The 25,241-nt window shown below is 74.1% G+C and carries 22 protein-coding genes and 1 pseudogene; 9 read left to right on the top strand and 14 right to left on the bottom strand.

From position 1 onward, the window contains the following. Window positions 1-198: 198 nt before the first annotated feature. Window positions 199-651 (top strand): VOC family protein, encoded by a 453-nt coding sequence (locus tag MID12_RS00265; RefSeq protein ID WP_040246008.1) that lies wholly within the window; start codon window positions 199-201, stop codon window positions 649-651. 87 nt (window positions 652-738) lie between these two features. Here MID12_RS00265 and MID12_RS00270 read toward each other — a convergent pair whose 3' ends face one another. Then, window positions 739-1,977: an MFS transporter gene (locus tag MID12_RS00270; RefSeq protein WP_263163986.1), complete on the bottom strand. Its 1,239-nt coding sequence runs from the start codon at window positions 1,975-1,977 to the stop codon at window positions 739-741. Window positions 1,978-2,077: 100 nt separating this feature from the next. Between MID12_RS00270 and MID12_RS00275 the strand changes: the two genes are divergently transcribed. The 3 genes from MID12_RS00275 to MID12_RS00285 all read left to right on the top strand — a co-directional run bounded on the left by MID12_RS00275 (window position 2,078) and on the right by MID12_RS00285 (window position 4,275). Continuing rightward, on the top strand, window positions 2,078-3,055 hold the full coding sequence (locus MID12_RS00275) for a LysR family transcriptional regulator (protein WP_263163987.1): 978 nt from the start codon (window positions 2,078-2,080) through the stop codon (window positions 3,053-3,055). A 100-nt stretch (window positions 3,056-3,155) separates the two neighbouring features. Further along, window positions 3,156-3,893 (top strand): class I SAM-dependent methyltransferase, encoded by a 738-nt coding sequence (locus MID12_RS00280; protein WP_263163989.1) that lies wholly within the window; start codon window positions 3,156-3,158, stop codon window positions 3,891-3,893. Between the two features lie 166 nt (window positions 3,894-4,059). After that, window positions 4,060-4,275: a hypothetical protein gene (locus tag MID12_RS00285; RefSeq protein ID WP_263163991.1), complete on the top strand. Its 216-nt coding sequence runs from the start codon at window positions 4,060-4,062 to the stop codon at window positions 4,273-4,275. Window positions 4,276-4,378: 103 nt separating this feature from the next. On the opposite strand, the gene MID12_RS00290 is transcribed toward MID12_RS00285, so the two are convergent. The 3 genes from MID12_RS00290 to MID12_RS00300 form a co-directional block, all read right to left on the bottom strand. Next, on the bottom strand, window positions 4,379-5,893 hold the full coding sequence (locus MID12_RS00290; RefSeq protein ID WP_263163993.1) for an FG-GAP repeat domain-containing protein: 1,515 nt from the start codon (window positions 5,891-5,893) through the stop codon (window positions 4,379-4,381). 144 nt (window positions 5,894-6,037) lie between these two features. Further along, on the bottom strand, window positions 6,038-6,802 hold the full coding sequence (locus tag MID12_RS00295; RefSeq protein WP_040246014.1) for a YqjF family protein: 765 nt from the start codon (window positions 6,800-6,802) through the stop codon (window positions 6,038-6,040). Between the two features lie 284 nt (window positions 6,803-7,086). Continuing rightward, window positions 7,087-8,076: a LysR family transcriptional regulator gene (locus MID12_RS00300; protein WP_263163996.1), complete on the bottom strand. Its 990-nt coding sequence runs from the start codon at window positions 8,074-8,076 to the stop codon at window positions 7,087-7,089. Window positions 8,077-8,147: 71 nt separating this feature from the next. Between MID12_RS00300 and MID12_RS00305 the strand changes: the two genes are divergently transcribed. Then, window positions 8,148-9,410 (top strand): TDT family transporter, encoded by a 1,263-nt coding sequence (locus MID12_RS00305; protein ID WP_263163997.1) that lies wholly within the window; start codon window positions 8,148-8,150, stop codon window positions 9,408-9,410. Here the strand turns inward: MID12_RS00305 and MID12_RS00310 are convergent. The 3 genes from MID12_RS00310 to MID12_RS00320 form a co-directional block, all read right to left on the bottom strand. Further along, window positions 9,386-10,381, bottom strand: coding sequence for a helix-turn-helix domain-containing protein (locus tag MID12_RS00310; protein ID WP_040246016.1), 996 nt, complete (start codon window positions 10,379-10,381; stop codon window positions 9,386-9,388). The two genes, MID12_RS00305 and MID12_RS00310, sit on opposite strands and share 25 nt — an antisense overlap. A 132-nt stretch (window positions 10,382-10,513) precedes the next feature. After that, the gene (locus MID12_RS00315; RefSeq protein ID WP_263164001.1) at window positions 10,514-11,590 is read right to left on the bottom strand and encodes an SMP-30/gluconolactonase/LRE family protein; all 1,077 of its coding nucleotides are present in this window, start codon (window positions 11,588-11,590) and stop codon (window positions 10,514-10,516) included. Window positions 11,591-11,675: 85 nt separating this feature from the next. After that, a complete protein-coding gene (locus tag MID12_RS00320; protein ID WP_063778597.1) occupies window positions 11,676-12,098 on the bottom strand; it encodes an ATP-binding protein in 423 nt (140 codons plus the stop codon). A gap of 336 nt (window positions 12,099-12,434) precedes the next feature. Here MID12_RS00320 and gntA point away from each other — a divergent pair, with 336 nt between their 5' ends. Beyond that, window positions 12,435-13,091 (top strand): guanitoxin biosynthesis heme-dependent pre-guanitoxin N-hydroxylase GntA, encoded by a 657-nt coding sequence (gntA, locus tag MID12_RS00325; protein WP_040246017.1) that lies wholly within the window; start codon window positions 12,435-12,437, stop codon window positions 13,089-13,091. A gap of 57 nt (window positions 13,092-13,148) precedes the next feature. On the opposite strand, the gene phzG is transcribed toward gntA, so the two are convergent. The 5 genes from phzG to xylA all read right to left on the bottom strand — a co-directional run bounded on the left by phzG (window position 13,149) and on the right by xylA (window position 19,569). After that, complete coding sequence (phzG, locus tag MID12_RS00330; protein WP_317633351.1) at window positions 13,149-13,796, bottom strand: phenazine biosynthesis FMN-dependent oxidase PhzG; 648 nt, start codon at window positions 13,794-13,796, stop codon at window positions 13,149-13,151. A 42-nt stretch (window positions 13,797-13,838) separates the two neighbouring features. Continuing rightward, window positions 13,839-14,675: a PhzF family phenazine biosynthesis protein gene (locus MID12_RS00335; RefSeq protein ID WP_040246020.1), complete on the bottom strand. Its 837-nt coding sequence runs from the start codon at window positions 14,673-14,675 to the stop codon at window positions 13,839-13,841. Between the two features lie 53 nt (window positions 14,676-14,728). Continuing rightward, the gene (locus tag MID12_RS00340; RefSeq protein WP_263164007.1) at window positions 14,729-15,901 is read right to left on the bottom strand and encodes a 3-deoxy-7-phosphoheptulonate synthase; all 1,173 of its coding nucleotides are present in this window, start codon (window positions 15,899-15,901) and stop codon (window positions 14,729-14,731) included. A gap of 475 nt (window positions 15,902-16,376) precedes the next feature. Then, window positions 16,377-18,197 carry a coagulation factor 5/8 type domain-containing protein gene (locus tag MID12_RS00345; protein ID WP_263164010.1) on the bottom strand — a complete coding sequence of 607 codons (1,821 nt, stop codon included), beginning with the start codon at window positions 18,195-18,197 and terminating at the stop codon, window positions 16,377-16,379. 196 nt (window positions 18,198-18,393) lie between these two features. Continuing rightward, window positions 18,394-19,569, bottom strand: a complete 1,176-nt coding sequence (gene xylA / locus MID12_RS00350; RefSeq protein WP_040246023.1) for a xylose isomerase — start codon at window positions 19,567-19,569, stop codon at window positions 18,394-18,396. A gap of 178 nt (window positions 19,570-19,747) precedes the next feature. On the opposite strand from xylA, the gene MID12_RS00355 reads away from it, so the two are divergent. Continuing rightward, window positions 19,748-20,941, top strand: coding sequence for an ROK family protein (locus tag MID12_RS00355; protein WP_263164015.1), 1,194 nt, complete (start codon window positions 19,748-19,750; stop codon window positions 20,939-20,941). Window positions 20,942-21,145: 204 nt separating this feature from the next. Here the strand turns inward: MID12_RS00355 and MID12_RS00360 are convergent, their stop codons facing one another. Continuing rightward, window positions 21,146-21,331 (bottom strand): hypothetical protein, encoded by a 186-nt coding sequence (locus MID12_RS00360; RefSeq protein WP_263164018.1) that lies wholly within the window; start codon window positions 21,329-21,331, stop codon window positions 21,146-21,148. Window positions 21,332-21,494: 163 nt separating this feature from the next. Further along, window positions 21,495-22,334 carry a GntR family transcriptional regulator gene (locus MID12_RS00365; RefSeq protein ID WP_040246026.1) on the bottom strand — a complete coding sequence of 280 codons (840 nt, stop codon included), beginning with the start codon at window positions 22,332-22,334 and terminating at the stop codon, window positions 21,495-21,497. 526 nt (window positions 22,335-22,860) lie between these two features. On the opposite strand from MID12_RS00365, the pseudogene MID12_RS00370 reads away from it, so the two are divergent. Then, a pseudogene (locus MID12_RS00370) lies at window positions 22,861-23,664 on the top strand (glycoside hydrolase family 16 protein); the annotation flags it as partial. Between the two features lie 259 nt (window positions 23,665-23,923). Further along, a complete protein-coding gene (locus tag MID12_RS00375) occupies window positions 23,924-25,189 on the top strand; it encodes an extracellular solute-binding protein (protein ID WP_040246027.1) in 1,266 nt (421 codons plus the stop codon). The last annotated feature ends 52 nt before the right edge of the window (window positions 25,190-25,241 follow it).

The following is a 25,241-nucleotide window of genomic DNA, read 5'->3' on the forward strand; positions in this document are numbered from 1 at the left end:
GCCCGACTTTCGCATCGGGCCACCCGGACCCACCATGGAGTGGCATCAGGGCACGAGTGCGGCCCGGGTGCGGCCCACGGAGTGAGGCCCGGGCAGCCGAGCGGCCGGTCCGTCCTCCCCCCGGGGTCGTGCCCCTCCGGCGATCCGCCCCGGCCGCGGCCACGCCCGCATCCGCCATCCGGCGAGGGAGAGCACGACATGCGCCGAGACGACCTTCCGGCCCCGGACACGGGCCTGCTCGTCACCCACTTCCTGACGGTCGCGGACGTACCGCGGTCGCGGGCGTTCTATACGGAGATCCTGGGCGGGGAGGTGGTGCTCGCCGAGAACCCGTGCATCGTCAAGCTCGCCAACAGCTGGATCCTCATGAACCCCGGTGGCGGCCCCACCCCCGACAAGCCCGATGTCACCCTGCACCCGCCCACCGATCCCGGGACCGCGACGAGCTTCCTCAACCTCCGCGTGGCCGACATCGCGGACTGCTACGAGCGGTGGTCGGCGAAGGGCGCGGAGTTCCTCACCCCGCCCCTCGACCGCAAGGCCGAACTCCGCTGCTATCTGCGGGACCCGGACGGCTACCTCATCGAGGTGGGCCAGTCCACGGGGCTGCTGGTGGGCATCCTGGCCGATCCGCCCGCCGGGAGCGCCTAGGAGCCCAGGAGCCGCTGCCGGTCGGGACGCCGGGACCGCCGCCGTGCACCGTCACTCCGCTCGACGTGGCCGGTGGTACCCGGCGGGTCACGGCCCGGCCCCCTGCTGCGCGCGCCCGGCAGGCGCGGGGCTCTCGCTGCGGGCGGCACGCAGGCGCGCGGTCAGTGCCGCGAGCGTGGCCGCCGCGCAGGGGATCCAGTAGCCGGAGCCCGGCCTCAGGTGCTCGGCGGTCCAGCCGGCCGCGGCGGCTCCGGCGGAGATGCCGGTGAGGATGCCGGTCACCGCGAGTGTCATGCCCTCGTTGAGCCGGTCCTCGGGCACCAGGGACTGTACGAGCGTGATCCCGGTGACCATCGCGGGGGCGCTGGCGCAACCGGTGAGGAAGAGGCAGCAGGCGAGCACGGGCAGGTCCCGGGCCAGCAGCGGCAGGGTGGTCAGCGCGGCCATGGCCGCCGTGCACCGGGCGAACCTCCGCGGCAGCGAGGCGGCCGGGGCCCGCAGCCCGAGGAGGAGCCCCGCCGCGCACGAACCGGCCGCCTGCAGAGCGAGCAGCGCGCCTCCCGCGCCCCGGTGCCCCCGCGCCTCGGCGAAGGCGAGGGTGGTGACCTCCAGGGCGCCGAAGATCACGCCCGTGCACACGAAGGTGAGCAGCACTCCCGGCATGCCCGCGGTCCGCAGCGGTGCCCGCCCCCGCGCCGTGCCGGAGCCCGTCGGCGGCTGCGTGCCGCGCTGGGCGCAGAACAGCAGGACGCCGGAGAGCAGCAGGGCGGCGCCCGCCAGGGTGCCCGCCTCCGGGAAGAGCGCCGTGCACAGGAAGGCGGCGAGCACCGGGCCGAGCATGAAGCAGGCCTCGTCCGCGACCTGTTCGAAGGAGTTGGCCACGTGCCGTGCCGCCGGGTCCTGCCGGTACAGGTGGCTCCAGCGGGCGCGGGCCATGCCGCCGGTGTTGGGGGCGCAGGAGGTGGCCGCGTAGGAGGCGAAGAGGGTCCAGTCGGGTGCCTCGCGGCGCACGCACAGGACCAGGACCGCGGAGGCCGAGGCGGAGAGGGCGACCGCGGGTATCGCGATCCGCGCCTGGCCGTGGCGGTCGACGAGCCGGGCGATCAGCGGCGCGACGACGGCCGTCACCCCGAGGCCGACCGCGGAGACGGCCCCGGCGAGGGCGTAGGAGCCCCGGGTGCCCGCGACCATGAGGACGAGGCTGACGCCGGACATCCCCATGGGCAGCCGGGCGAGCAGGCTGCCCGCGGTGAAGGCGGTGGCGCCCGGGGCGGAGAAGAGCCGGCGGTAGGGGCCCGGGGCGGGCCGAGGAAGGTGGTTGCCCATGGCGGACAGCCTCCGGTCGGGCGGTCCCGGGCGTCCAACACCTGTTGAGGGGCCATTGACGCACGGGAGTTGTCAATCGCGGCGATGCTTCAATGGCGCGGTGCCGCACGACATCGACCCCCGCCTCCTGCGGGCCTTTCTCGCCGTCGCCGAGGAGCTGCACTTCTCGCGTGCGGCGGCCCGGCTCCACCTCGCGCAGCAGGCCCTGAGCCGCGATATCGCCCGTCTGGAGCGGCAGTTGGGCGCCGCGCTGTTCCTGCGCACCACCCGGCGGGTCGAACTGACCGAGGCGGGCGACCGGCTCATTCCGTACGCGCGCCGCCTGGCCGAGGTCCAGGAGGCGCTGCTCGCGGCCTTCGCCCCCGACGCGGACCGGCCCCTGCTCGTCGACATCCGCGCCCCGGCGGCCACCGGCAACCGCGTACTGGAGGAGGCCCGACGGGCGTCGCCCGAGACCGAGTTGACCGCGCGTTTCCACAGCGGACTGACCGGGGCGGCCGAGGAGATCCTCGCGGGGCGCCTCGATGTCTCCTTCGGCCGCGTCGCGGGGCTCTCCGCCGCCGCGCGCAGCGGACTGGAGCACCGGCTGGTCCGTTACGAGGCGATGGCGGTGCTGCTGCCCGAGGACCATCCGCTGGCGGCGCTGCCCGCGATCCCGCTCGACCGGCTCGCGGGCGAGACCCTCTACACCGGGGCCGGGAACCCGGCGACGGCCGAGTGGACGGCGCTGGCCGAGCAGCTCTTCGCCGCGCGCGGCATCCGCTCCGCCGCGCCCTTCCCCTCCATCGACGGCGAGCAGGAGTTCGCCCGGCTGATGCGCAAGCAGGGCTGGTCCGTCCTCGCCACCACCCAGTTCCTCACCCTCGACGGGACGGTGCTGCGCCCGCTCACCGACCCCGTGCCGCTCGCCGCGGTCTCGCTGGTGTGGCGCCGGGGGCTGCGTCATCCGGGGCTCGACGCGCTGCTGTCGGCCGCCGCCGGGCTCGCCGGGCGGTACGGGTGGCTGGCGCGTCCGCCGGGCAGTTGGCTGCCGGGCCTCGATGCGCGGCTCGCGGGGGCCGAATCCGCTGGCCGGTAATGGTGTGACACAAGGGCACGATGTTCACGTATGGGTGTGCGCGTGGGTACCGTACGCTCACTTCGCGGGTCTCGCCGCTGCGTTCGGGAAGGAATCTGGCATGCCGGAAACTCCGTCGTTCTCCGTCGAGGATGTCGACTTCGAGGCCACGTACCAGGGGGCTCCGCCGGTCAGGGGCTCGGAGGTGACCTTCTCCGTCACCCCGTGGGACATCGGCGAGGCGCAGCACTTCGTGGCCCGTCTGGAGGGCGAGGGCAGGCTCGCCGGGGAGATCCTCGACGCGGGCAGCGGCCTCGGGGAGAACGCGCTCTTCCTCGCGGGCAAGGGCCACCGGGTGACCGGCGTCGACGCCGCGGCGACCGCGCTCGACCGGGCGCGGCGGCGGGCCGAAGAGCTGGGCGTGACCGCCGAGTTCGTGCAGTCGGACGCGACGCGGCTGGCCGAGCTGGAGGACGGGCGGTTCACCACCGTCCTGGACAGCGCGCTCTACCACTGCCTGAGCGAGCAGCAGCAGCGCGCGTACGCCGAGGCGCTGCACCGCGTCACGGCGCCCGGCGCGCAGCTGCACCTCTTCTGCTTCGCGGACGAGGCCACCGGGTTCGTGCTGCCGCAGTTCCAGGTCAGCCGGGAGAACCTGCACGCCAACCTGGGCCCCCGGTGGGACATCCAGGACATCCGGCCGGACTTCTACACCATGGCCCTGACCAAGGAGAAGCTGGCGGAGGCCACCGAGGGCTATGTGCGGCTGGGCCTGCACGTCGACCCGGACGAGGTGCAGTGGGACGAGCAGGGCCGGGCCACCGGGATGATCTGGTACCTGCACGCGATTCGCCGCTGAGGCGGCGGGAGTTCGGGGAGTCTCGGGGGTTCACGTCGTCCGAGCCGAGGGGCGTCCCGCGCGCAGGGCCGTGCGGGAGGCGGGGGCGTCGCGGCCGTGTCCGGTGCATGTCACCGGCCTGCAACAGCCGGTGGACTGCGCCCGGAACCAGGCTAGTTTGCCGATCATGAGTCCTTACGCGCACCTCGTCCTCGCCGCCGGCGGCTCCCGTGGCGGCTCCTCGGGTTCCCGTGGCGGCGGTTACCGGGGCGGCGGCTATCACAACGGCACGACCGGGGGCGGCGGCCTGAGCAGCGGCACCATGCTCGCTCTGCTCTTCGGCCTCCTGCTCGTGGTGGGCGTCTTCGCCTGGATCCGCCACGCGGGCAACTCCCGCGACTGACCGGGACGTTCGGCCCGCCACGGGTCGTACGGCCGGGGAGCGGGCGCCCTCCCCCGCAGGACCGGCGTGCTGCCGGGCGGCGGACCGCCCGGCAGCCGCGGACTCAGCGCAGGTGGCTGCCGAGCAGCGCCTTGGTCACCGGGGCGCCGAGGTCCCCGGGCCCGAAGGCGGTCGCACCCGTGGTGGTCACCCCCTCGGCGGTGCCGCGCAGGGACCACAGCGCACCGGCCGAGGCGTTCTCGGCGGTGGAGGAGACCGCGAGGTCGCGGTGGCCGTCACCGTTCACATCGAGCAGCGCGCAGGCCGCCCCGAACTTGTCGCCCTTCTCGGCGACTCCGGGCACCCCGGGGCTGTTCTGGTGGAAGACCTGGCTGCCCTCGCCGGTGACGCCGGAGGGGCTCCCGTGGAGCAGGGCGGCCGAACCGGCGTCGGTCAGGCCGCTGAAGTCCTCGCCGCTGATGCCGAGCGCGACCTCCGCGCGGCCGTCGCCGGTCACATCGGCCACCGCGACACAGGAGCCCGTACGGTCGCCCTTCTCCTCGGCCCCGTAGAAGCCGGGCAGGCTCTGGTCGAAGGACTGGGTGCGCTCGGCGGAGGGGCCCTCGGCGGAGCCGTGCACGACGGTGACCTTGCCGGTGCCCTCGCCCGCGCCGATGACCACATCGCCGTAGCCGTCGCCGTCGACATCGCCCACGGCGGTCGCCCCGTCGTCGCCGATGCTGCCGATCTCCCCGAGGGTGCCGCTGTTCTTGAAGCCGGAGGCGCCGCCGAGCAGGACGTGGTTGCCCCAGACTCCGTCGCCCTCGTACTCCCAGACAGCGATGTCATCGCGCCGGTCGCCGTTGACGTCGCCGACCGCCTCGGCCTCGACCGGGCCGCTGAGCGAGTGGGGTCCGTCGACGCAGGAGTCGTCGGTGTCGCAGCCGGGGCCCTCGTCGTCGTAGCCCCACCACTGGGACCTGTCGAGGAAGTCGAGCCGCTGGGCGGGCTCTCCGGCGCGGGTGAGCGGGCCCTTCCAGAGGTTCGCCTGCTGGGTGACGGGGTCGTCGCCCTCGACCTCGGCGTCGCCGAAGAGGGCGAGGTCGGCCTGGCCGTCACCGTCGAAGTCGCCGATCTGCGGGGCCTGTCCGAACCCGGCGAGCGCGGTGCCGCCGCTCAGGCCCGAGGGCGAGCCCCAGAGGACCACGCCGCCCGGCGATCCGGCGGCGGAGCCGACCACCAGGTCGCTGTAGCCGTCGCCGTCCAGGTCGCCCTTGCTGAAGCTCCGGCCGAAGTGCTGCTGCGCGACGGCCGAGCCGGGCACCCCGCCGGTCGAGCGGCTGACCAGCGTGCGCTCGGCGGGGTCGAGTCCGTCCGCCGAGCCGTACGTCACGGCCAGGTACCCGGCTCCCGCCTTGCCGGAGACGGTGCCGCCGGGGGCGCCGGAGACCAGGTCCGCGTACCCGTCGCCGTTGAAGTCGTCGGCCGGGGCGGCCTTGCCCTCCGCGGCGTGCGCCTGCTCGGGGGTGAGCGACCAGATGCTCAGGCCGCCCGCCACCAGGAGCGCGGCGGCCAGCGGCGCCGCCGCACGGCCGCGGCGCCGGGTGCCGCGGGAACCGGAGTGTCGTATCAGGGGCATACAGGAGTTCCTTCGCTCGTCATGCGATGTCCACCTGGGTGGACGGCGAAGGGGGGCCGATGGTTGTGCGCTCTGCGGGATCCGGGAAGCGTGCCGGGGCGGGGGCCGGCTCCGGGCACGGGGCGCCGAGCGGTGCGGCGGCCCCTAGGGGGTCGGGATGCCGCCGGGCCGGGCCGGGCGGCCGAAGCGCACCGGTACGCCGGGCGAGTAGAGCACGCTCACCGGCGGGCCGACGGGGCGCGGCAGACCCGCGGCGGCGACCAGGTCCTCCTCGCAGGACAGGAGTTCGGCCCGGTGCAGCGGCCAGCGCGGGTGGGTGTTCGGCAGGTAGAGGGACCGGCCGAGGAAGGTGTTGTGCATGCCCCAGCGGGCGGTCAGGAAGTGCTCCAGAGCGGTGGGCTCCGCGAGGCGCGGGCCGCGCCGTACGACGATCCGGCTTCCGGCGCCGCGCGGTCCCGGCCAGCGCCGCCTGCTGGTGTAGGTGAGGAGGTCGCCCTCCTGCCGTACGGACATCTTCGACCACAGATACGGCAGCCGGAAGGCGGACCGGGCGACGGCGACGGGTATCAGCCGGGAGGCGTCCAGCGAGCGGAAGACCACTCCGCGCCGCCCCCGCTCGTCCACGGAGTACAGGCGCACATTGGTCTCCGGGAAGGTGCCGAGGTACGGGATGCCCGGGAGCCGGAACCAGCCGACGCGGTGCATGCGGAAGGCGACCAGGCCCACATAGGTCAGGCCGTCGAGGGTGTCGGGCACCGTGCCCTCGGGGAGCAGCGGGGCCACGTCCTCGGGCGGGTAGGCCCAGTGCAGGAAGGCGAGGTCCAGCCAGGACTGGGTGAGCAGCGGGCCGGTGGCGGGTCCGGGCGGCGGGTCGGCCGTGATGGGCTCGGGCTCCTGGATCAGGGACACCCCAGCAGCATCGCAGTGCGCGCGCGGGGCGCGGTAGGGCCGCGGGTCCGCGCGCGGTGTGACCTTCGTCCCGCCGAGAGCGGTATGGGGCGTTCCGGTACCGGTGCCGGGCGACCCGGCGGGACCGGTGGCCGTGCGGTGAGTCCATGCGCGCCGCGCTCGCGTCCATGGACCTGCCCCGCGCGGCGGCTGCCGGCTCGGGCTCGCCCTGCCGGATCCGCACACGGCGGGTGCCGCGCACGCGGTGCGCTGCGCCAATGCGACGGTCGGCTGGGTGGACGGCGTCAATGTGCTGGCCGAGGTCCGCCCGGGCTGAGCGGGGCGGACTGCCCGCCGGTCCCCTCCGCGCGGGTGGCGGCCTCGAAGGAGCGGCGGGCGAGGGCGGCCAAGTCCCGTGCCGCGCCGACCAGTTGGTGGCCCCTGCGGTGGACGGCGCGCAGCCGCCGGTGGAGGTCGAGTCCGGTCACCGGGACGGCGACGAGGGTGCCCGCGGCGAGGTCCCGGGCCACCGCGAGGCTGCTGAGGACGGCGGGCGCGACGCCCTCGGCGACCGCGGTCTTGATCGCGGTGGTGGAGGAGAGCTCCAGGAGGGGTTCGGCGAGAGGCGCCTCGGTGCCCCGGGCGAGGGCGCGCTCCAGGGAGAGCCGGGTGCCCGAGCCGCGCTCCCGGCTGACCAGCGGTGTCGCGGCCAGTTCCGCGGGGGTGATCCCGGTGCGGGCGCGGCGGCTCCAGGGGTGCCCGGGGGCCACGATCAGGGTCAGCTCGTCGCGGCCCACGACTTGCGAGCGCAGTGCTCCGGGGACGCGCGGGCTCTCCACGAAGCCGATCCGGGCGCTGCCGTCCAGGACGGCGGCCACCACCTCGTCCGAGTTGCCGGTGGTCAGGGCGATGGTGGTGCCGGGCACGGTGGCGTGGAACCGTACCAGCCAGTGCGGGAGCAGGTACTCCGCGATGGTCATGCTGGCGGCGACCGGGAGCCGGGACTCGGCGCCGTGGTGCAGGGAGGCGATGCCCGCTTCGAGGGTGGCGGCGGCCTCGACGGCGGTGCGGGCCCAGTCGGTGACCAGGGCGCCGTGCTCGGTCAGCCGGGAGCCGGTGGGCGAGCGGGTGAGCAGTTCGAGGCCGAGGCGGCGCTCCAGGTGCCGCAGCCGGGAGCTGGCAGCGGGCTGGCTGATGCCGTGCGCCCGGGCGGCCGCCCCGACGCTGCCGAGGCGGGCGACGGAGAGCAGCAGGTCGAAGGGGCCGAGGTCGCTGACCCGGTTGGGCAGAGGCATAGGCCCAGTCTATGACCCCATGCCGTACCGGCCCCTACCGGAGCGGGGACGGGCCTTCGAGAGTGGACCCCATGAGCACCCCTGCCGCCGTCCGGGACCGCAGCCCGATCCCGCCGAAGGACCCCAGGACGGGTCCGGAGACTTCCGCCCGCTCCACGACGGACGACGAGAGCCCCCGGACGCGATCCGGGTACGCCCGGCCACCGGGCCGGGTGCTGAGCGCGCTGGACCGCCCGGCCGACCTCTTCCGGCATCTGGGCCCGAACTGGTTCGCCTGCGTGATGGGCACCGGCATCGTGGCGAACGCGGCGGCCGGGCTGCCCCTCCACGCCCCGGGGCTGCGTCCCCTCGCCACCGCCGTCTGGGCGCTCGCGGCGCTGCTGCTGCTCGCGCTCACCGCGGCCTGGGCCGTGCACTGGACCCGCCACCGGGAAGCGGCCCTCGGCCACGCCCGCCACCCGGTGGCGGCGCACTACTGGGGCGCCCCGGCGATGGCGCTGGTGACGGTGGGCGCCGGGACCCTGTCCCTCGGCCGGGACTGGATCGGCGCCGAGGCCGCGCTCGGCGTCGACGCGGTGCTGTGGTCCGCCGGGACCCTGCTCGGCCTCGCCACCTGCGTCTGGATTCCGTACCGGGCGATCACCGGGCGCCCGGCGGCGGCCGGTTCCGCCTTCGGGGGCTGGCTGATGCCGGTGGTCCCGCCGATGGTCTCGGCGGCCGGGGGCGCCGCGCTCGTCTCGCATCTGCCGCCGGGGCAGGGCCGGCTCGCGCTGCTGCTCGCCTGCTACGCGATGTTCGGGATCAGCCTCTTCGCCGCGCTGCTCGTGCTGACCCAGGTCTGGGGCAGGCTGGTCCACCACGGCCCCGGCCCGGCCGCCCTGGTGCCGACGCTCTGGCTCGTGCTCGGCCCCCTCGGGCAGTCGGTGACCGCCGCGAACCTCCTGGGCGGGGCCGCACCGCTCGCCCTGCCGGGGCCCTACGCCACCGGCGCGGAGGTCTTCGGCTTCCTCTACGGGGTGCCGGTCTGGGGGTTCGCCATGCTGTGGCTGGCGCTCGCCGCGGCCCTCACGGTGCGCACCGCACGGGGCGGCCTGCCCTTCTCGCTGAGCTGGTGGAGCTTCACCTTCCCGCTCGGCACCTGTGTCACCGGCAGCAGCGCCCTGGCGCTCCGGCTGGACTCCGCGCTGTTCACCGGGGCCGCTCTCGCTCTCTACGCCCTGCTCGTGGCCGCCTGGGTGACGGTGGCCTGGCGGACGGCGCGGGGCGCCCTGTCGGGGCGGCTCTTCCTGCCCCCGGCGCCCGCACCCGCTCAGTCGGTGTCCGCCGGGTCCTGACCGCTGAGCACGCTCCCCCGGAAGTCCCTGGGCGAGGTGCCGAAGGCGGTACGGAAGGCGCGGGTGAAGTCGGAGGCGTTGGCGAAGCACCAGCGGGCGGCGATCGCGTGGATGCGGGTGGCCGCCTGGGCCGGGTCGGCCAGGTCGCGCCGGGCCCGCTCCAGGCGTCTGCGGCGGATCCACGCGGCGACCGTCGCCTCCTCGTTCTCGAAGAGGCGGTGCAGATAGCTGACGGAGATGTGGTGCGCCTCGGCGATCGCGGACGGGGTCAGCTCGGCCTCGTGCAGGTTCTCCAGGATGAAGGCCTTGATCCGCAGGACCAGGGAGCGCCGGTGGGACTCCGGGCTGAGCGCGCTCTCGGCGTCGAAGGCCTGGGCGAGGAGCCCGGAGAAGAGGTCGATCATCAGCATCCCGAGGCGGGGCGCGTCCGCGGGCTGGTACTGGCGGGCGGGTCCGGCGAGCTGGGTCAGCAACTGGCCGAGCAGCGCGCCGTATCCGGTGCGTGCGCTGGGGCGCAGCCGTCCCGCCTCCTGGATCTGGCGGCGGGGCAGCGGCACCAGCGCCTTGGGGATCTCCACCGCCCCGCAGGCGTAGAGCCCGCTGCCGGAGCCCACGTGCACGACGCTCGGCCGGGAGCTGTCGGCGACGACCAGTTCACGCGAGCCGACCGTGTACTGCTCCTCGCCCCGGCTGATCCGCAGCGAGCCGCACAACGGCACCGAGACGTGCAGGAGTTCGGGGTCCGAGCGGCGGACGTGCCGGGCCGTGCGCCGGAAGACCAGCGGCTTGCACTGCGCGGGCCAGGCCGTGACGACGCCCAGGTCCATGAAGCGGTAGCGCGCCCAGAAGTCGTCCCGGTGCTCGCTGAACAGCTCCCCTTCGGCATGTCTCTCGCCGACCAGCTCCTGCCAGTACTCGAGTCGCTCGACTTCCGCTACGTCCCCGCACTGCAGCACCCTCTCGGTGAGCATCCGCGCCTCCGTCTGCGTTCCGAGCGCCTTGCCGTGTCAAGGCGTGCAAGGAGTACACAGGGCGGCGATATACGTCTGCTGAACGTCCGCACAGCGCCCCGGTCAGGGGGCTGCGCCGCGCGGCGGAGGAGGTCAGGGAACGTACGTGGTGGCGAGGGCGCTCTCGTGGAGGCTGCCGAGGTAGAGCCGTCCCTCGCGTTCCCGGACGCTGGTGACCATCGCGTAGGAGCCGCCCTCGGCCTGGAGGTCGTGGACGAGGCTCCCGTCGAGGGAGACGGCGAGGACCCAGGTGGTGCGCGCGGGCCCGGGGCTCGCCCACTGCGGCAGCGCCCACACCAGCCGCCGCAGCAGCCCGGGCAGCGGCAGCAGCCGGTCGAGCAGCGGATTGCGCGGGGTGGCGAGGGCCACCCAGATCAGGCCGTCGCTGCCGAGGGCGAGGTTGTCCGGGAATCCCGGCAGATTGCCGAGGAGTTCCTCGCGGGTGCCCGCCTTCGGCCCGGTCAGCCAGTAGCGGGTGAGGCAGTAGCCGCCGGTCTCGGCGAGGACGAGGAAGGAGCGGTCCGGCGCCAGGACCAGGCCGTTGGCGAAGTGCAGCCCGTCCAGGAGGGTGTCCACCCGGCCGTCGGGGCGGCGCCGCAGCAGCCGCCCGGTCCCGGAGTGCTCGATGAGGTCGCCGAGGTAGTGCTCCAGGTCGAAGCGGCGGCTGGAGGCGGTGAAGTAGACGGTGCCGTCGGCCGGGTCGAGGACGACGTTGCTGGCGAAGGTCAGCGGCTCGCCCTCGACTTGGCCGACCAGCACCTCGACGCTGCCGAGCCCGGCGCCCGCGTCACCGGTGGCCGCTTGCCCGGCATCCGCGTCGCCGGTTTCTGCCTGCCCGGCGTCCCCGCTCTCCCCGGCGCCCGCGGGCGTGACGCGCAGCAGTCCGCGGCGGCTGTCGCAGACCAGGAGGGTGCCGTCCGGGCAGAACTCCAGGCCGAGGGGTCTGCCGCCGGTGCGGGCCAGGGTGGCGACCTCCCCCGTGTCCGGGTCGACCCGCAGCAGCCGCCCGTCGGCGACCCCGGTGAGGATCCGGCCCTCGGCGTCCAGGACGACGTCCTCGGGCCCGGCGGCGGGGAGTGCGAGCCGGTGCACCGGGGGCAGCGGGGGCGTGCTCACGCGCTGCCGGGCCCGCTCCGGAGCGGCGGGCGCCTTCCACTTCCGCGGGCGCATCGCGTCCCCCTTCGGCTCGCGGCGGCCTCACGTCTTCCGTACCGGAAAGGGCACTCGGGGTGCCGGGGCGGGAGGGCGCCGGATCTCAGCGTAGGGGTACGAGCAGGCTGATGCGCTTGCCGCCGTCCGGGAGCAGGGCGATGTCGATCTCCCGGGCCAGGCGCCGGATCAGGGGCCAGCCGTAGCCGCCGGGGGTCATGGCGCGGCCCTGGGGCAGCACCCGGGGGAAGCTGCTGCTGCGGTCGCTCACCGAGAGTCGCAGTCCGCCCGTCGTCACGGCGGTGCGGAACTCGGCCACGCCACCACCGTGGCGCAGCGCGTTGGTGACCAGTTCGGTGGCGACCAGGAGGGCGTCGCTCACCGGGGAGACCTCCCCCGGCCGGGCACGTTCCGCCAGCAGTTCCTCCACCGCGCGGCGGGCCTCGGCCGCGCTCTGCGGTTCGGCGAGCCGCAGCTCCTGGCCGACCGGTTCCCCGGCGCCGTCCTCGGGCCTCGTCCGGCACTCCATCGCACATCACTCCCCGTAGCACTGCTGCTCGGCTGCCCGCAGCTTCGGGCATTACACCCGGGCATCCGGCGGGGCCTGCGGGGCGACCGGGCGCGGGGGCGGCGCGCGCCCGGGAGCGGAGATCGGCGAGGGCCCGGCGCGGGGCCTTCGAGGAGCGCTGGGGCACGGTGATCGACTGGGCCGGAGGCACCCTCGTGACCTGCGAGAATACGGAAAGGGCAGTCGGCCTCGGGAGTCGGGACCGAAGGTCACTTGACGGGTGGGCCACCCGCGTTCTTCACTGCCTGAGGCCACATTCCGGCCCGGGACCTCACCTTCACAAGAAAGTCGCACAACATGCTGGTTGACGCCGCTGCCGCTGAAGTCGGGCAGTTCCTGCTCGGAGACTCCTTTCCGTGCCTCGCCGGCCGTTCGGCCTGGCGACAGGGCGGCATCACCCATCATCACTACACCTGGCTCGGGGAGGATTCCGCGGCCCGCCTGATGGCGGCCGATCTGGAGCGGTACGTGAAGTCCGTGGACTGGGAGGCCAAGCCCTTCACCAGCTTCGTCGCCACCTTCTCCGGTCCGCTGGACCTGAGCGACGTCGACTTCGAGTGCCGGATGTGGGAGCACCTCCAGGCCCTGCACGACCACGACAGCGTGGCGCACACCTGGGCCGAGGGCTACGAGTCCGACCCCGCCTCAGGACGCTTCGCCTACAGCGTCGCCGGGCACCCCTTCTTCGTCATCGGACTGCACGAGACGCACAGCAGGGTCGGCCGCCGCCCGCCCTTCCCGATGCTGGCCTTCAACTCGCACGCGCAGTTCGACCGGATCAAGGCGGCGGGCCTGTGGGACCGCCTCCAGGAGAAGATACGCAAGCAGGACGTGCAGCTGTCCGGCAGCATCAACCCGAACCTGGTGGAGTACGAGGAGCTGTCCGAGGCCCGCCGCTACTCGGGGCGGCGCAAGCCCTCGGACTGGGCCTGCCCCTTCAGCGCCCGGATCTGAACCCGCGCCGGTCCGCGCCGGGCGGCACCGGCCCGGCGCGGCACCGCGCACCGCGCCTCACGGCTGGAGCCGGGTGACCTCCCAGCCGTCGGCTCCGCTCTCGTAGCGGAGCCGTTCGTGCAGGCGGTCGGCGCCGTCCGCCCAGAACTCGACGGACTCGGGCACCAGCAGGAAGCCGACATACGAGGCGGGGCGGGGCAGCGGGGCCTCCGGAGCCGCGAGCCCCAGGGCCCTCGCCCGCAGCTCCTCGGCGTGCGCGAGGTCGCGCAGCGGCTCGCTCTGCCGGGAGGCCGTGGTCATGGCATGGGTGAACACCGGCCGGGCCTGCCACAGGGCGTCGGAGTCCGCCGCGGGCAGCGGGCGTGCCGGGCCCGCGACGGCGATCTGGCGGCTGCTCTCCCGCCAGTACAGGACGCCGGAGGCCCAGGGGTTGGCGGCGATCTCGCGGCCCTTGCGGCTCCCGGCGTGCGAGGCGAAGACCAGGCCCTCGTCGGTGACCTGGTTCAGGACGACGGTCCGCGAGGAGGTCCGGCCCCGGGCGTCCGCGGTGGCCAGGGCCAGGGCCCGGGGCTCCCGGACGCCGAGGCGGGTGGCCTCGTCCAGCCACTCGCGCAGGAGCCCGAGCGGCTGCGCGGGGGGCTCGGCGTACTCGGGGAACGCGGTCCTCAGCGTCCCGGTCAGCGACTCCGACCTGCTGCTGCTCATACGCACTCCTCGCTTCTCGTCCCGGCCCGCGGCGGGGGCCGGTCACACCGTCAGGGTGCCCTCGATCACCACGACGCCGTCCCCCGCGACCTCGACGGTGTCCACCCGCTCCCCCTGCCCCAGGGCGAGGGCCCGCATCGGGGAGGGGCGGCCGATCTCCACGCCCTGGGTGATCTCGATCCGGGTGCCGTAGGGGGCGAGGCCGTGCCGGGCGAGGTGGATCGCCAGCGGACCGGCCGCGGATCCGGTGGCCGCGTCCTCGACGACGCCGTAGGCCGGGGAGAACATCCGGCTGCGCCACCGGCCGCCCGCCCCGGCGAAGCAGTTGGTGGCCATGTCGGGGAAGGCGCCGAGCGCCCGGTGGTCCGGGTCGAGGGCGGAGAGCGCCGCCACGCTGTCGAGGCCGACGAAGACATGCCGGGGGCCGTTGCGGTAGATCTCCACCGGCAGGGTGGAGCCGTCGAGGCCGAGGGCGGCGAGGAGTTCGGGAGCCCGGTCGAAGGGCTCCCAGGTGGGGACCGGCTGCCGCATGCGCGCGGCCCGCACCACCGGGCCCTCGCGCTCCAGCTCGAAGGGGATGACACCCATGGCGGTCTCCAGGCGCAGCCGCTCCGCCTCGGTACGGGTGCCGAGCGCGATCGCCGTGCCGAGCAACGGGTGCCCGGCGAACGGCAGTTCGTTGACCGGGGTGAAGATGCGCACCCGGGCGTCGCCGCCCTCCCGGGGCTGGAGGACGAAGGTGGTCTCGGAGAGGTTCATCTCGCGGGCGATGCGCTGCATGCGGGCGGCGGGCAGGTCGTCGCCGTCGAAGAACACGGCGACCGGGTTGCCGGTGAGCGGTTTTCTCGCGAACGCGTCGACGACGACATAGGCATGCATGGAGCCTCCAGCGGGTCAGCGGTCGGTGCCGGGCGGGCGCGGTCCCCGGGCCCTCAGGTCCCCCAGGCCTGGACCACGGAGAGCGCCTGCCAGGGGGTGAGTCTCGGATCGCACAGGCTGGTGTAGCGGTCGCCGACGTGGTCGAGTGCCGCGTCCCCGGAGACGCACTCGGTGACCTCGTCCGGGGTGGTCTCCAGGTGCAGCCCGCCGGGCACGCCGCCCTCGCCGCGGACCGCCGCGCAGAAGCGGGACACCTCCTGGGCGAGGGTGCGCACCCGCCGGGTCTTGTGACCGCCGGGCGCGGTGAGGGTGTTGCCGTGCATCGGATCGCTCAGCCAGATCACCGGGTGCCCGGCCGCGCGTACCGCGGCGACCAACCGGGGCAGCAGCTCGGCGACCTTCTCGGCGCCCATCCGGGCGATCAGGGTGAGCCGTCCCGCCTCCCGCTCCGGGTCCAACCGCGCGCACAGCGCGAGGAGTTCAGCGGGGGTCGTCCCCGGGCCGACCTTGCAGGCCACCGGGTTGCCCACCTCAGCGAGCAGGGCGACATGGGCGCCGGTGACCTGCCGGGTGCGCTCCCCGATCCACGGCCAGTGGGTGGAGCCGAGGAAGGGGGTGCCGTCCTCGGCGGTGCGGACCAGGGGCACTTCGTAGTCCATCAGGAGCGCCTCGTGGCTGGTCCACACCGCGGCCTCGGGCGGGGCGGTCCCGGCGCCGGGGCGCCAGCCGAGGTGCCCGAGGAGTTCGGCGGCGGCCATGTAGCCGGTGAGGATGCGCAGCGGGTCGGGGCGTCTGCTGTCCGCGTCGGGTTCGGGCGCGTTCACCATGTGGCCGCGGTAGGAGGGGAGTTCGCAGTCGCCCACCCGCTCGGTCGGCCGGGAGCGCGGCTTGGCGAACTGCCCGGCGATACGGCCCACCCGGATCACCGGGCGGTGCGCGGTCGCCCGCAGGGCCCCGGCGAGCAGGTCGAGCACGGCACGCTTGCGGGCGGCGTCCACCCGGGTGCACTCCCGGGGGTCCTCCGCGCAGTCCCCCGCCTGGACGACGAGCGCCTCTCCGCGGGCGACCGCGGCGAGCCGGGTCCGCAGCCGGGCGATGTCCTCGGCGCGCACCAGCGGCGGCCGGGCCGCCAGTGCCTCCCGGACCCGGCGCACCTGGCGGGGATCGCCCCACCGCGGCTGCTGCAGCGCCTCGCTGACACGGATCTCGCGGACAGCCTCTTCCATCGGGACTCCGATCCTGCGGCGGGCATGGCGTCTCGGCTCGGGCGGCGCTCGGTCCCGGAGATCCGCCCGACGCCGGGTCGGGCTGCTTCTCCGGGTACGTGCACAGTCGTACGGCGCGCGGTGCTCCCCGCCCCGCGAGCAGGGCAGGGCGGAGCAGGGCAGGACAGGGCGGAACAGGGCGGCTCAGGTCCCGGCGCGCGGAGGCTGGAGCGAGGTGCCCTCCCCGGGGCCGTCGCACTCTCCCAGAAAGCACCCGCCCCGCGGGAGGGGCGGCACTCCGCTGTTGCACACCAACCCGCTTGCTGAGCAAGGGAGTTGGGGCCTGGGCAAGGGGGTTGGGACCGCGGCCCGCCGGTGCGGGCCCCCGGACGCGAGTGCGCCTGCCGCGCGGGGAGCGTGGCAGGCGCACCGGGGACCGCGAGCACGGCTCACGGGGTACGGCTCACGGGGTACGGGCTCAGGCGAGCCGGTGGTCTCAGGGGTACTGGACGATCTTCGACGGCACGGTGTCCTCGCCGGAGGTCGGGTCGCCGAGGTCGTTGATGACGTGGTCGTACTGGCCCTTGCCGCCGAGCGAGACGACGAGCAGGTGGTGGAACTTCACCCCGGGGGCGTTGGGCGCCGCGAAGCCGTGGCCCTGGCGGATGGTGGGGTCGACGTTGTAGAAGCAGTAGCTGCCGAGTCCCCAGCCCTCGTGGGTGGTGACCGAGTCGGCGACCTTGTAGGCGGCGAAGCCCTTCAGGTCGCCGTTCTGGATGGCGCCCTGGTCGGGGGCGTCGTAGGCCTTCTCGTTCTGGTAGAAGATCGTGCGGCCGCGTTCGCCGTTCCACTGGACGTCGTACTTGTTGAAGTGCTCGACGAAGAGTCCGGTGGCGAGCACGTCGTCGCCCTCGACCCGGACGCCGTAGTCGGCGCGGTTGGTCTCCCAGCCGACGCCGTCGCCGTGGTCCGCGCGCCAGACCCAGGTGTGGTCGACGACGGTGTGCCTGCTGTTGATCACCATGCTGGTGGTGGCCTTGCCGGGCCCGGCGCCGCCGATGCGGATGAAGACGTCCTGGACGGTGATCGGGTTCTCGGCGTGGTCGGCGGAGGCGCCGTCGGGGCCGACCTCGAGCAGGGTCTCCGAGTTGGTGCTGCCCGCGTCGAGGAGGAGGCCGGCGAGGCGTACGCCGTCGACATCGGCCACCTTCAGCGCGGTGACACCGTTGTCGGGGATCAGGGTGGCGTAGCCGAGCCCGAGGACCACGGTGTTCGCGCGGGTGACCTCGATGGCCCGGTCGACGTGGTAGATGCCGGGCGTGAAGAGGAGGTTGAGGCCCTGGCCGAGCGCGTCGTTGATGGCCGCGGCGTCGGCGCCCTCCTTGACCACGTAGAACTCGCTGAGCGGCAGCGAGGTGCCGCGCGGGGTGCCGTTGCCCCAGGTGGTGCCCCTGGCGTCGGTCCGCTTCTCGGGGACGAAGACCTTGAACTCCTCGCCGTCCAGGTAGAGGAAGGGCTTCTCGCGGGAGACGGGGGTGGTCTGCAGGGTGGTGTACGGGGGCTCCGGGAAGCTGTCCCCGGGGGCGCCCTCGACGCCGGAGAAGACCATGTTCCAGACCGCGTTCTCCCAGCCGCCGACCGAGCTGTCGCGGGTGTACCACTGCTGCTGCGAGTACGGGGTCACCTTGCCGTCGATGCGGCTGTCGGCGATGTAGCCGCCGCTGGCCCAGCCGTAGCCGTCGGGGGCCAGGTTGAGGTCGCCCCTGACGTGCATCCGGCGGAAGGGCGCGGCCTGCGAGACGGCCCAGCGGTTGCTGCCGCTCACCGGGACCAGGGCGAGGTTCTCGGCGGAGCGCCAGAAGTTCTGGGTGGCGTTGCCGTCGAACCAGCCCGCGTCCACCGTGACGTCCCCGTTGATGGTGGTGTCGTCGGGGACCAGGCCGAGCCCGGCGATGGCGGTGTAGAAGCCGAGTTGGGCGTTGAGGCCGTTGTAGGTGCCCGGCTTGAAGAAGAGGGCGTAGCGGCCGGTGCCGAACTGGGCCTTCTCCTGCTTGGTGAAGATCTCGTCCAGCTTGGCCTGGATGTCCGGGGTGGCGGGGTCGAAGACCAGGACGTTGGGCCCGAGGTCGGGGGCGGCCGCGCGGCCCGCCCCGGCGCCGCCCGGGGTGGCGGGGGCGGGGGCCGCGGCGGCGCTCTGGGCGGAGAGCAGTCCCGCGGCGGGGACGGCCGCGGCGGCGGCCGCCAGGATCGTCCGGCGGGCGGGCCGGCCTTCCGTCGGGGTGGGACGGCCCGTCGGCTCGGTGGGGGGTGTAGGCATGGGCGCTTTCTCCTACTTCACTAAATGAACGGTGGAAGACTCATGAGCGCGCTCGCTGCCCAGTCATGGTTCTGACTTGTGAACACGGCGTCAAGACTCGTGCCGCAACTCCTTCAAGCAGCAGAGGAATTGCGCCCTGCCGACCGCCGCCCCACTCCCCCGCGCTCCCTCGCTTCAGCGGGCGCTCGGCGAGTGCTCAGCGGGCGCCCATCAGGTGCTCGACGGCGAGCTGGTCGAGGTGTTCGAAGGCCATGCCGCGGGCGCCCGCCGCCTCGGCGTCGAAGTCCTCGAAGGCGCTGCGGTCGGCGAGGAGTTCGGCCGGGCTCTCGCCGAAGTGCAGGGTGGGGCGGGCGAGTTCGTCGAGGCGGGCGGCCTTCAGCGCGGACTGCACCTCGGGGTCGGCGCGGAAGGCGGCGGCGCGCTCCTTGAGCAGCAGATAGGTGCGCATACAGCCCGCGGCACAGGCCCACACCCCCTCGGCGTCCTCGGTGCGCGGCGGCTTGAAGTCGAAGTGCCGGGGGCCTTCGTACCCCGCGCTCTCCAGGAGGTCGACGAGCCAGAAGGCGTCGCGCAGATTGCCCGCGCCGAAGCGGAGGTCCTGGTCGTACTTGATCCCGCTCTGGCCGTTGAGGTCGAGGTGGAAGAGCTTGCCCGCCCACAGGGCCTGGGCGATGCCGTGGGTGTAGTTGAGCCCGGCCATCTGCTCGTGCCCGGTCTCCGGGTTCACGCCGAAGAGTTCGGGGCGCTCCAGGCGTTCGATGAAGGCGAGGGCGTGGCCGACGGTGGGCAGCAGGATGTCGCCGCGCGGTTCGTTCGGCTTCGGCTCCAGGGCGAAGCGCAGCGGGTAGCCCTGCTCCACCACGTAGTCGGCGAGCAGGTCGAAGGCCTCCTTGAGGCGGTCGAGGGCGAGGCGGACGTCCTTGGCGGCACCGGACTCGGCGCCCTCGCGCCCGCCCCAGGCGACATAGGTGCGGGCGCCGAGCGCGGCGGCGAGGTCGATGTTGCGCAGGGTCTTGCGCAGCGCGAAGCGGCGTACGTCGCGGTCGTTGGCGGTGAAGGCGCCGTCCTTGAAGACGGGGTGGGTGAAGAGGTTGGTGGTGGCCATCGGGACGGTCAGGCCGGTCTCGTCCAGGGCGCGGCGGAAGCGGGCCACCGCCGCCTCGCGGGCGGCCTCGCCGGAGCCGAAGGGGATCAGGTCGTCGTCGTGGAAGGTGACCCCGTAGGCGCCGAGTCCGGCGAGCCGGTGCACGGTCTCCACCGGGTCGAGCGCCTCGCGGGTGCTGTCGCCGAAGGGGTCCCGGCCCTGCCAGCCCACGGTCCACAGTCCGAAGGAGAACTTGTGGGCGGGTACCGGGGTGAGGCTGTCGGGCATGGGGCGGCTCCTCGGGAGTGCGCGGGCGGTGCGCAGTGCACCGGGGCTATTGGTAAGCCCGTTTTACAAATTAGGATGCGGGAGCCGGGGAGGGGAACCCCTCGTACGGCTGCATGGCCCCCCGTACGGCAGTTGACGGGTGCGCGAGCGGGGCGTTTCGGCCGGGAAGGGGCAGCGGATGTACGGCGAGGAGCCGCCCGGGGCGGGGCCCGCCTCGCAGCAGGACGTGCGGCGGCGCAACCTCTCGCTGGTGCTGCGCACGGTGCGGGAGCGGGGCCCGCTCTCCCGGGCCGCGATCGCCGCCGCGACGGGGCTCACCCGCCCGACCGCGGCCAGCCTGGCGGACGAACTGCGCGCCGACGCCCTCCTCGTGGAGCAGGGCACCGTCAGCAGCGGCCGGGCCGGGCGGCCCGGGCGGGCCCTCGCCCTCAACGACCGCGGCCCGGCCGGCTGCGGCCTGGAGGTCGGCGTCGGCCATCTGGGCGCCTGCGTCAGCGACATGCGCGGCGAGGTACGCGTCTGGGTGCGGCGCCCGGCCGCCAACCGGGGGCGGTCCGCGCCGGAGGTGCTCACCGAGCTGACGGCGGTCGCCGAGGAGGCGCTGCGCCGGGCCGCGGCGCTCGGGCTGCGTCCGGTGGCCGCGGTCCTCGCGGTGCCGGGTCTGGTGGGGCCGCGGCCCGGCACCGTGGTCCGGGCGCCCAACCTGGGCTGGCAGGAGGTGGCCCTCGACCGGCTGTGGCGGCTCCCGCTGCCGCTGACCGTGGAGAACGAGGCCAACCTCGGCGCCCTCGCCGAGCTGCACCTGACGCCCGCCCGGCACTTCGTGCACGTCTCCGCGGAGGCGGGCATCGGCGCGGCGCTCGTGGTGGACGGCCAACTGCTGCGCGGCGCCCTCGGTTTCGCCGGGGAGCTGGGCCATGTGCCGGTCCGGCCCGGCGGCCGGGCCTGCCCCTGCGGGGCGCGCGGCTGCCTGGAGCAGTACGCGGGCGAGGCCGCCGTGCTGCGCGCCGCCGGGCTGCGGGAAACCGGCGGGGACGCCGTCGCCGAGCTGGTGCGGCGGGCGGCGGCGGGCGAGGAGCGGGTGCGCGCGGCCGTCCTCGGGGCCGGTACGGCGCTGGGCATCGCGCTCGCGGGCGCCGTCAACCTGCTGGATCCGCAGGCCGTGGTCCTCGGCGGCGCCTACGCCGAACTCGCCGACTGGCTGCTGCCCTCCATGCGCCGGGAGCTGGCCCGCCGGGTCACCGTGCGGCCCTGGTCCCCCGAGGCCCTCGGCGCCTCGACCCTCGGCAGACGCGGCCCCCTCACCGGCGCCGCCGCCCTGACGGTGGGGCGCGTCCTGGAGGACCCGGGGCTCGTACGGGGTGGGGGCTGAGGGGGCCGCGGGGCGCCGCCAAACGGTGGTGGGAGCGGGCGCGCGGGGCTGATCCGGCGGGAGGCCGGATCAGCGCGCGCGGCGCGCGGGTCGCCTCGGAGGGCAGGCCACCGCGCGGAGTCGGGCCCGGCGGGGTAGGACCCGGGCGGGCCGAGCCCAGGCGGACCGGGCCCGCACGGGAGATGCAGCCCCCCGTGGCGGGGCTCAGCCCCAGCCGTCGTCCGCGGGGCCGGTGTCCGTGGCGACACCTTCCGCGGACGTCACCGGCACCGCCGGATCCGCACCCGCGTGCGCCTCGGACGCCTGGGCGAAGCCGCCGCCCAGGACCACGGACAGAACTGCCGCGGCGACCGCCACGATCGCCGCCTTGCCTCCACCGGCCAAGCCCATGAGACGTCCCCCTGTCGAAGAGTGTGCAGTCCTGTGGACCCTCGCATCCCCGGGGCGGGCAGCCAACGCCCGGCCACTGGCGTCAAGTTGTCAGGCAGCAAGTGCGGGGCGCCGGTCAGGGGCGTACAGCCGGGCGGCGGACGACGCGTGCCGAGCACGGGCCTCAGCCGTCCTGCACCACGCCGTGCGCCGAGAATGACACAGGCCGGTCGGGGGCGAAATCCCCGGGCGGGATACCGGGATGGTGCGCCTCGGGCGGCTGCGGGGCGCCGGAGGGGCTGAGGGTGAGCCGGGAGCGGATGCGGTAGCGGTCGCCGCGGTAGAGCGAGTGCACGTACTCGACCAGCCGTCCCGCGCGGTCCGAGGTGAGGCGTTCGAAGAGGAGCGCCGGGGAGAGCACCGGGACCTCCAGGAGCGCGGCCTCCGCCTCGGTGGTGACGGTGGGCTCGATGGACTGGTCGGCCTCCGCGACCTCGACGCCGTGCCGTGCGCGCAGGTGGGCGTAGAGGTCGCCGTCCTCCAACTCCGCCTCGGTGAGCGCCGGGACCAGCTCGGCCGGCAGGTGCAGGTACTCGATCGCCATGGGCGCGCCGTCGACGAGGCGCAGCCGGGTGAGGTGCCGGATCGGCGCGGCGGGCGAGAGGCGCAGCTTGCGGCCCACCCGCGCCCCGGCCGGGCGGATCGCCGTCTCCAGGAGCCTGCTGGTCCAGACGCCCGCGGCCGGGGGAACGCTCAGCACCTCGGCGCCGGGGACCAGCTCCTGGGTGATCTTCTCCGCGGCGACGAAGACGCCCCTGCCGTGTTCGCGCACCAGCCGTCCGGCGCGGACGAACTCGTCGACGGCGGCGCGCAGGGTGGGCCGCGAGACGCCGAGCCGGGCGCACAGGACGCGTTCCGAGGGGATCACCGCTCCGGGGTGCCGCTCCTCGATGATCTCCAGGATCGCGGCGCGCACCCGCTCCCGCTTCAGGACGGCCCCGGAGGTGGTCTCGGGGATCTCCATGGCGCACTCTCGTTCCTCGCCGGACGCTGCACTGACGCCTCGTCATCCAAACACCTGACCACTGGTAAAGCAAGGCGGGCGGACGGCGGCAGGAACGGGACACACAGGCCCAACTCGACGTCTTATCCGGTCAGTTGCGGGCTCCTCGGCCGCCCGACGCGGAGTCTTGACGGCGCCACTGGTCCATGCCACCTTCGATCTGCCCGACTGGTAAAGCCCGGCGCAGGCAACTGGTCAAGTGCGCGAACGCCCTGCCCTGCGCCCGCCCCGCCCTCCGCACACAAGCGCGGGCGCCGCCCCCGGTGGCACTCCCCCACGCTCTTGTCCCTTCCGCCCCCGCCGTCCGCCGCGCACCCCGGCGGACGTACCGAAAGGACCCCGCATGCCGACTCGTTCACCAAGGCCCCGGCCGCGTACCGCCGTGACACTGTCCGCGCTGGCCGCGGGCACCGCCCTGCTCTGCCTGCCGTCCGCCGCCACGGCCGCCCCCGCGCTCCCCCGCGGCACCGCCCCGGCGGCGGACGCGCCCGCCCTCTTCGACGACTTCGCCTACACCGACTCGGCCGATCCCGCCCTCGCGGACCATGGCTGGAGCGTGCGCGGCGGCTCCGGCGGCCCGGGGGTGCCGGGTGCCGTCTGGGACCCGGCGCAGGTCACCTTCCGTACGGCGGAGGGGAGTTCGGTGCTCGACCTGGAGACCTCGACGGCCGGGACGCCCGAGTCCACCCGGCAGACCGAGATCCTCACCAGGAGCCAGAAGTTCCAGAACGGCACCTATGCGGCGCGGGTGCACTTCAGCGACGCCCCGGAGTCCGGACCCGACGGCGACCGGGTGGTGCAGACCTTCTTCACCATCAACGACCTCAAGGCCCCGATGGCCGACGACTACGCCGAGTACGACTTCGAGTACCTGCCCAACGGCGGCTGGGGCGAGCCCTCCAGCACCCTCTTCACCACCTCCTGGGAGACCTACAACCCCGAGCCCTGGGAGGCCGTCAACCAGCACAGCGAGAGCCGGACCTCCTTCGCGGGCTGGCACGACCTGGTGATGACCATCGACGGCGGGGCCATCACGTACTGGATCGACGGCAGCGTCTTCGCCACGCACGACGCCGCGTACCTTCCCGAGCGCCCGATGTCGATCAACTTCAACCAGTGGCTCATCGACCTCGAAGGGCAGCCGGACACCGGCCCGCGCTCCTACCACCAGCAGGTCGACTACGTCCTGCACGTCAAGGACGAGAATCTGACGCCGGATCAGGTGGGGGCGGAGGTCGAGGCCTACCGCGCGGCCGGTACCTCCTTCGTGGACGAGGTCCCGGCGCCCTGATCGGTGCAGGTGGCGGGTCAACAGGAGGCATACGCACGCCTGTTGACCCGCCCGCGCCCGGCCGCCGATCCGGCACGGCTCGGCGCGATAGGGGCGTTTCCTCCGCTGAAGTCCGCTCGACGCGCATAGCGCAACGGCCCTTGACGGCCACATTGGTCTATGCCAACTTCATGCCTCACGGTCGGCGAGTACGCACTTACCCGACTCCCGCCGTTCACAGGGTCGTGCTCTGTCCGCCCCAGGCATCTTGAGGTGAACCATGTCGTATCGCCCGCTCGTCCTGCTCGGAGCCGCCGCACTGAGCCTTTCGCTGGCCGCCTGCTCCTCCTCCGGTGACTCCGGCGGCGGGGAGGGCGGCAGGACCGGAGTGGATGTGTGGCTGATGCGCGGCAGCGTCTCGGCGGCCTTCCAGAAGCAGTTCGAGACCGGCTTCGAGAAGGCGCATCCGGACATCGACCTGAAGATCCAGATCCAGGAGTGGAACGGCATCGGCGAGAAGGTCACCGCCGCGCTGGCAAGCAACGACGCCCCGGACGTCATCGAGGTCGGCAACACCCAGGTCGCCCAGTACGCCCAGAGCGAGGGCCTGACCGACCTCTCGGACAAGGTCGGGGAACTCGGCGGCGACGCCTGGGTCAAGGGCCTCGCCGAGCCGGGTACCTACGAGAAGAAGCAGTACGGGATCCCGTACTACGCGGCCAACCGGGTCGTGGTCTACCGCAAGGACCTCTTCGAGAAGGCCGGGGTGGACGCCTCGAAGATCACCACCCGGGAGCAGTGGATCAAGGCCACCGAGAAGGTCAACAAGGGGGCCACGCAGGGCATCTACCTGCCCGGGCAGAACTGGTACGCCCTGGCCGGGTTCATCTGGGACGAGGGCGGCGACCTCGCGGTGAACCGCAACGGCACGTGGCAGGGCGGCCTGGACAGCCCGCAGGCGCTCAAGGGCATGGAGTTCTACGAGCGGCTCCAGGCACTCGGCAAGGGCCCCAAGGACTCCGACGAGGCGCAGCCGCCGCAGGCCGAGGTGATGGCCAAGGGCGACACCGCGCAGATCATCGCGGTGCCCGGGGCCGCCGACATCGTCACCGAGAACAACCCGGAGCTCAAGGACAAGCTGGGCTTCTTCCCCATCCCGGGCAAGAGCGCCGACAAGCCGGGGGCCGTCTTCACCGGCGGCTCCGACCTGGTCGTCCCGGCCGCCGCCGCGCACCAGGACGAGGCGTACACCATGATCAAGGAACTCACCGGCGACGCCTGGCAGAAGAAGCTGGCGCGGACCATGAGCTATGTGCCCAACAAGGTCACCCTCGCCGAGGCGGTCAACTCCGAACCGGGCGCGGCGGCGATGGCGATCGGAGCCGTCAACGGCCGGGCCACGCCCAACACCCCGGAGTGGGCCGCGGTCGAGGCGAAGAACCCGATCAAGAACTACATGACCGCGGTGCTCACCGGCGGCAACGCCAAGAGCGAGGCGGCGAAGGCCTCCCGCACCATCACCGGCGCGCTCGCCGGCGGCTCCTGACCCCGGCCCCGACCGGACACCCCCACCGCAGACGACGAGGAGCCGCCGTGTC

This window comes from Streptomyces sp. SCSIO ZS0520, from assembly GCF_025643355.1.
Taxonomy (GTDB): domain Bacteria; phylum Actinomycetota; class Actinomycetes; order Streptomycetales; family Streptomycetaceae; genus Streptomyces; species Streptomyces physcomitrii.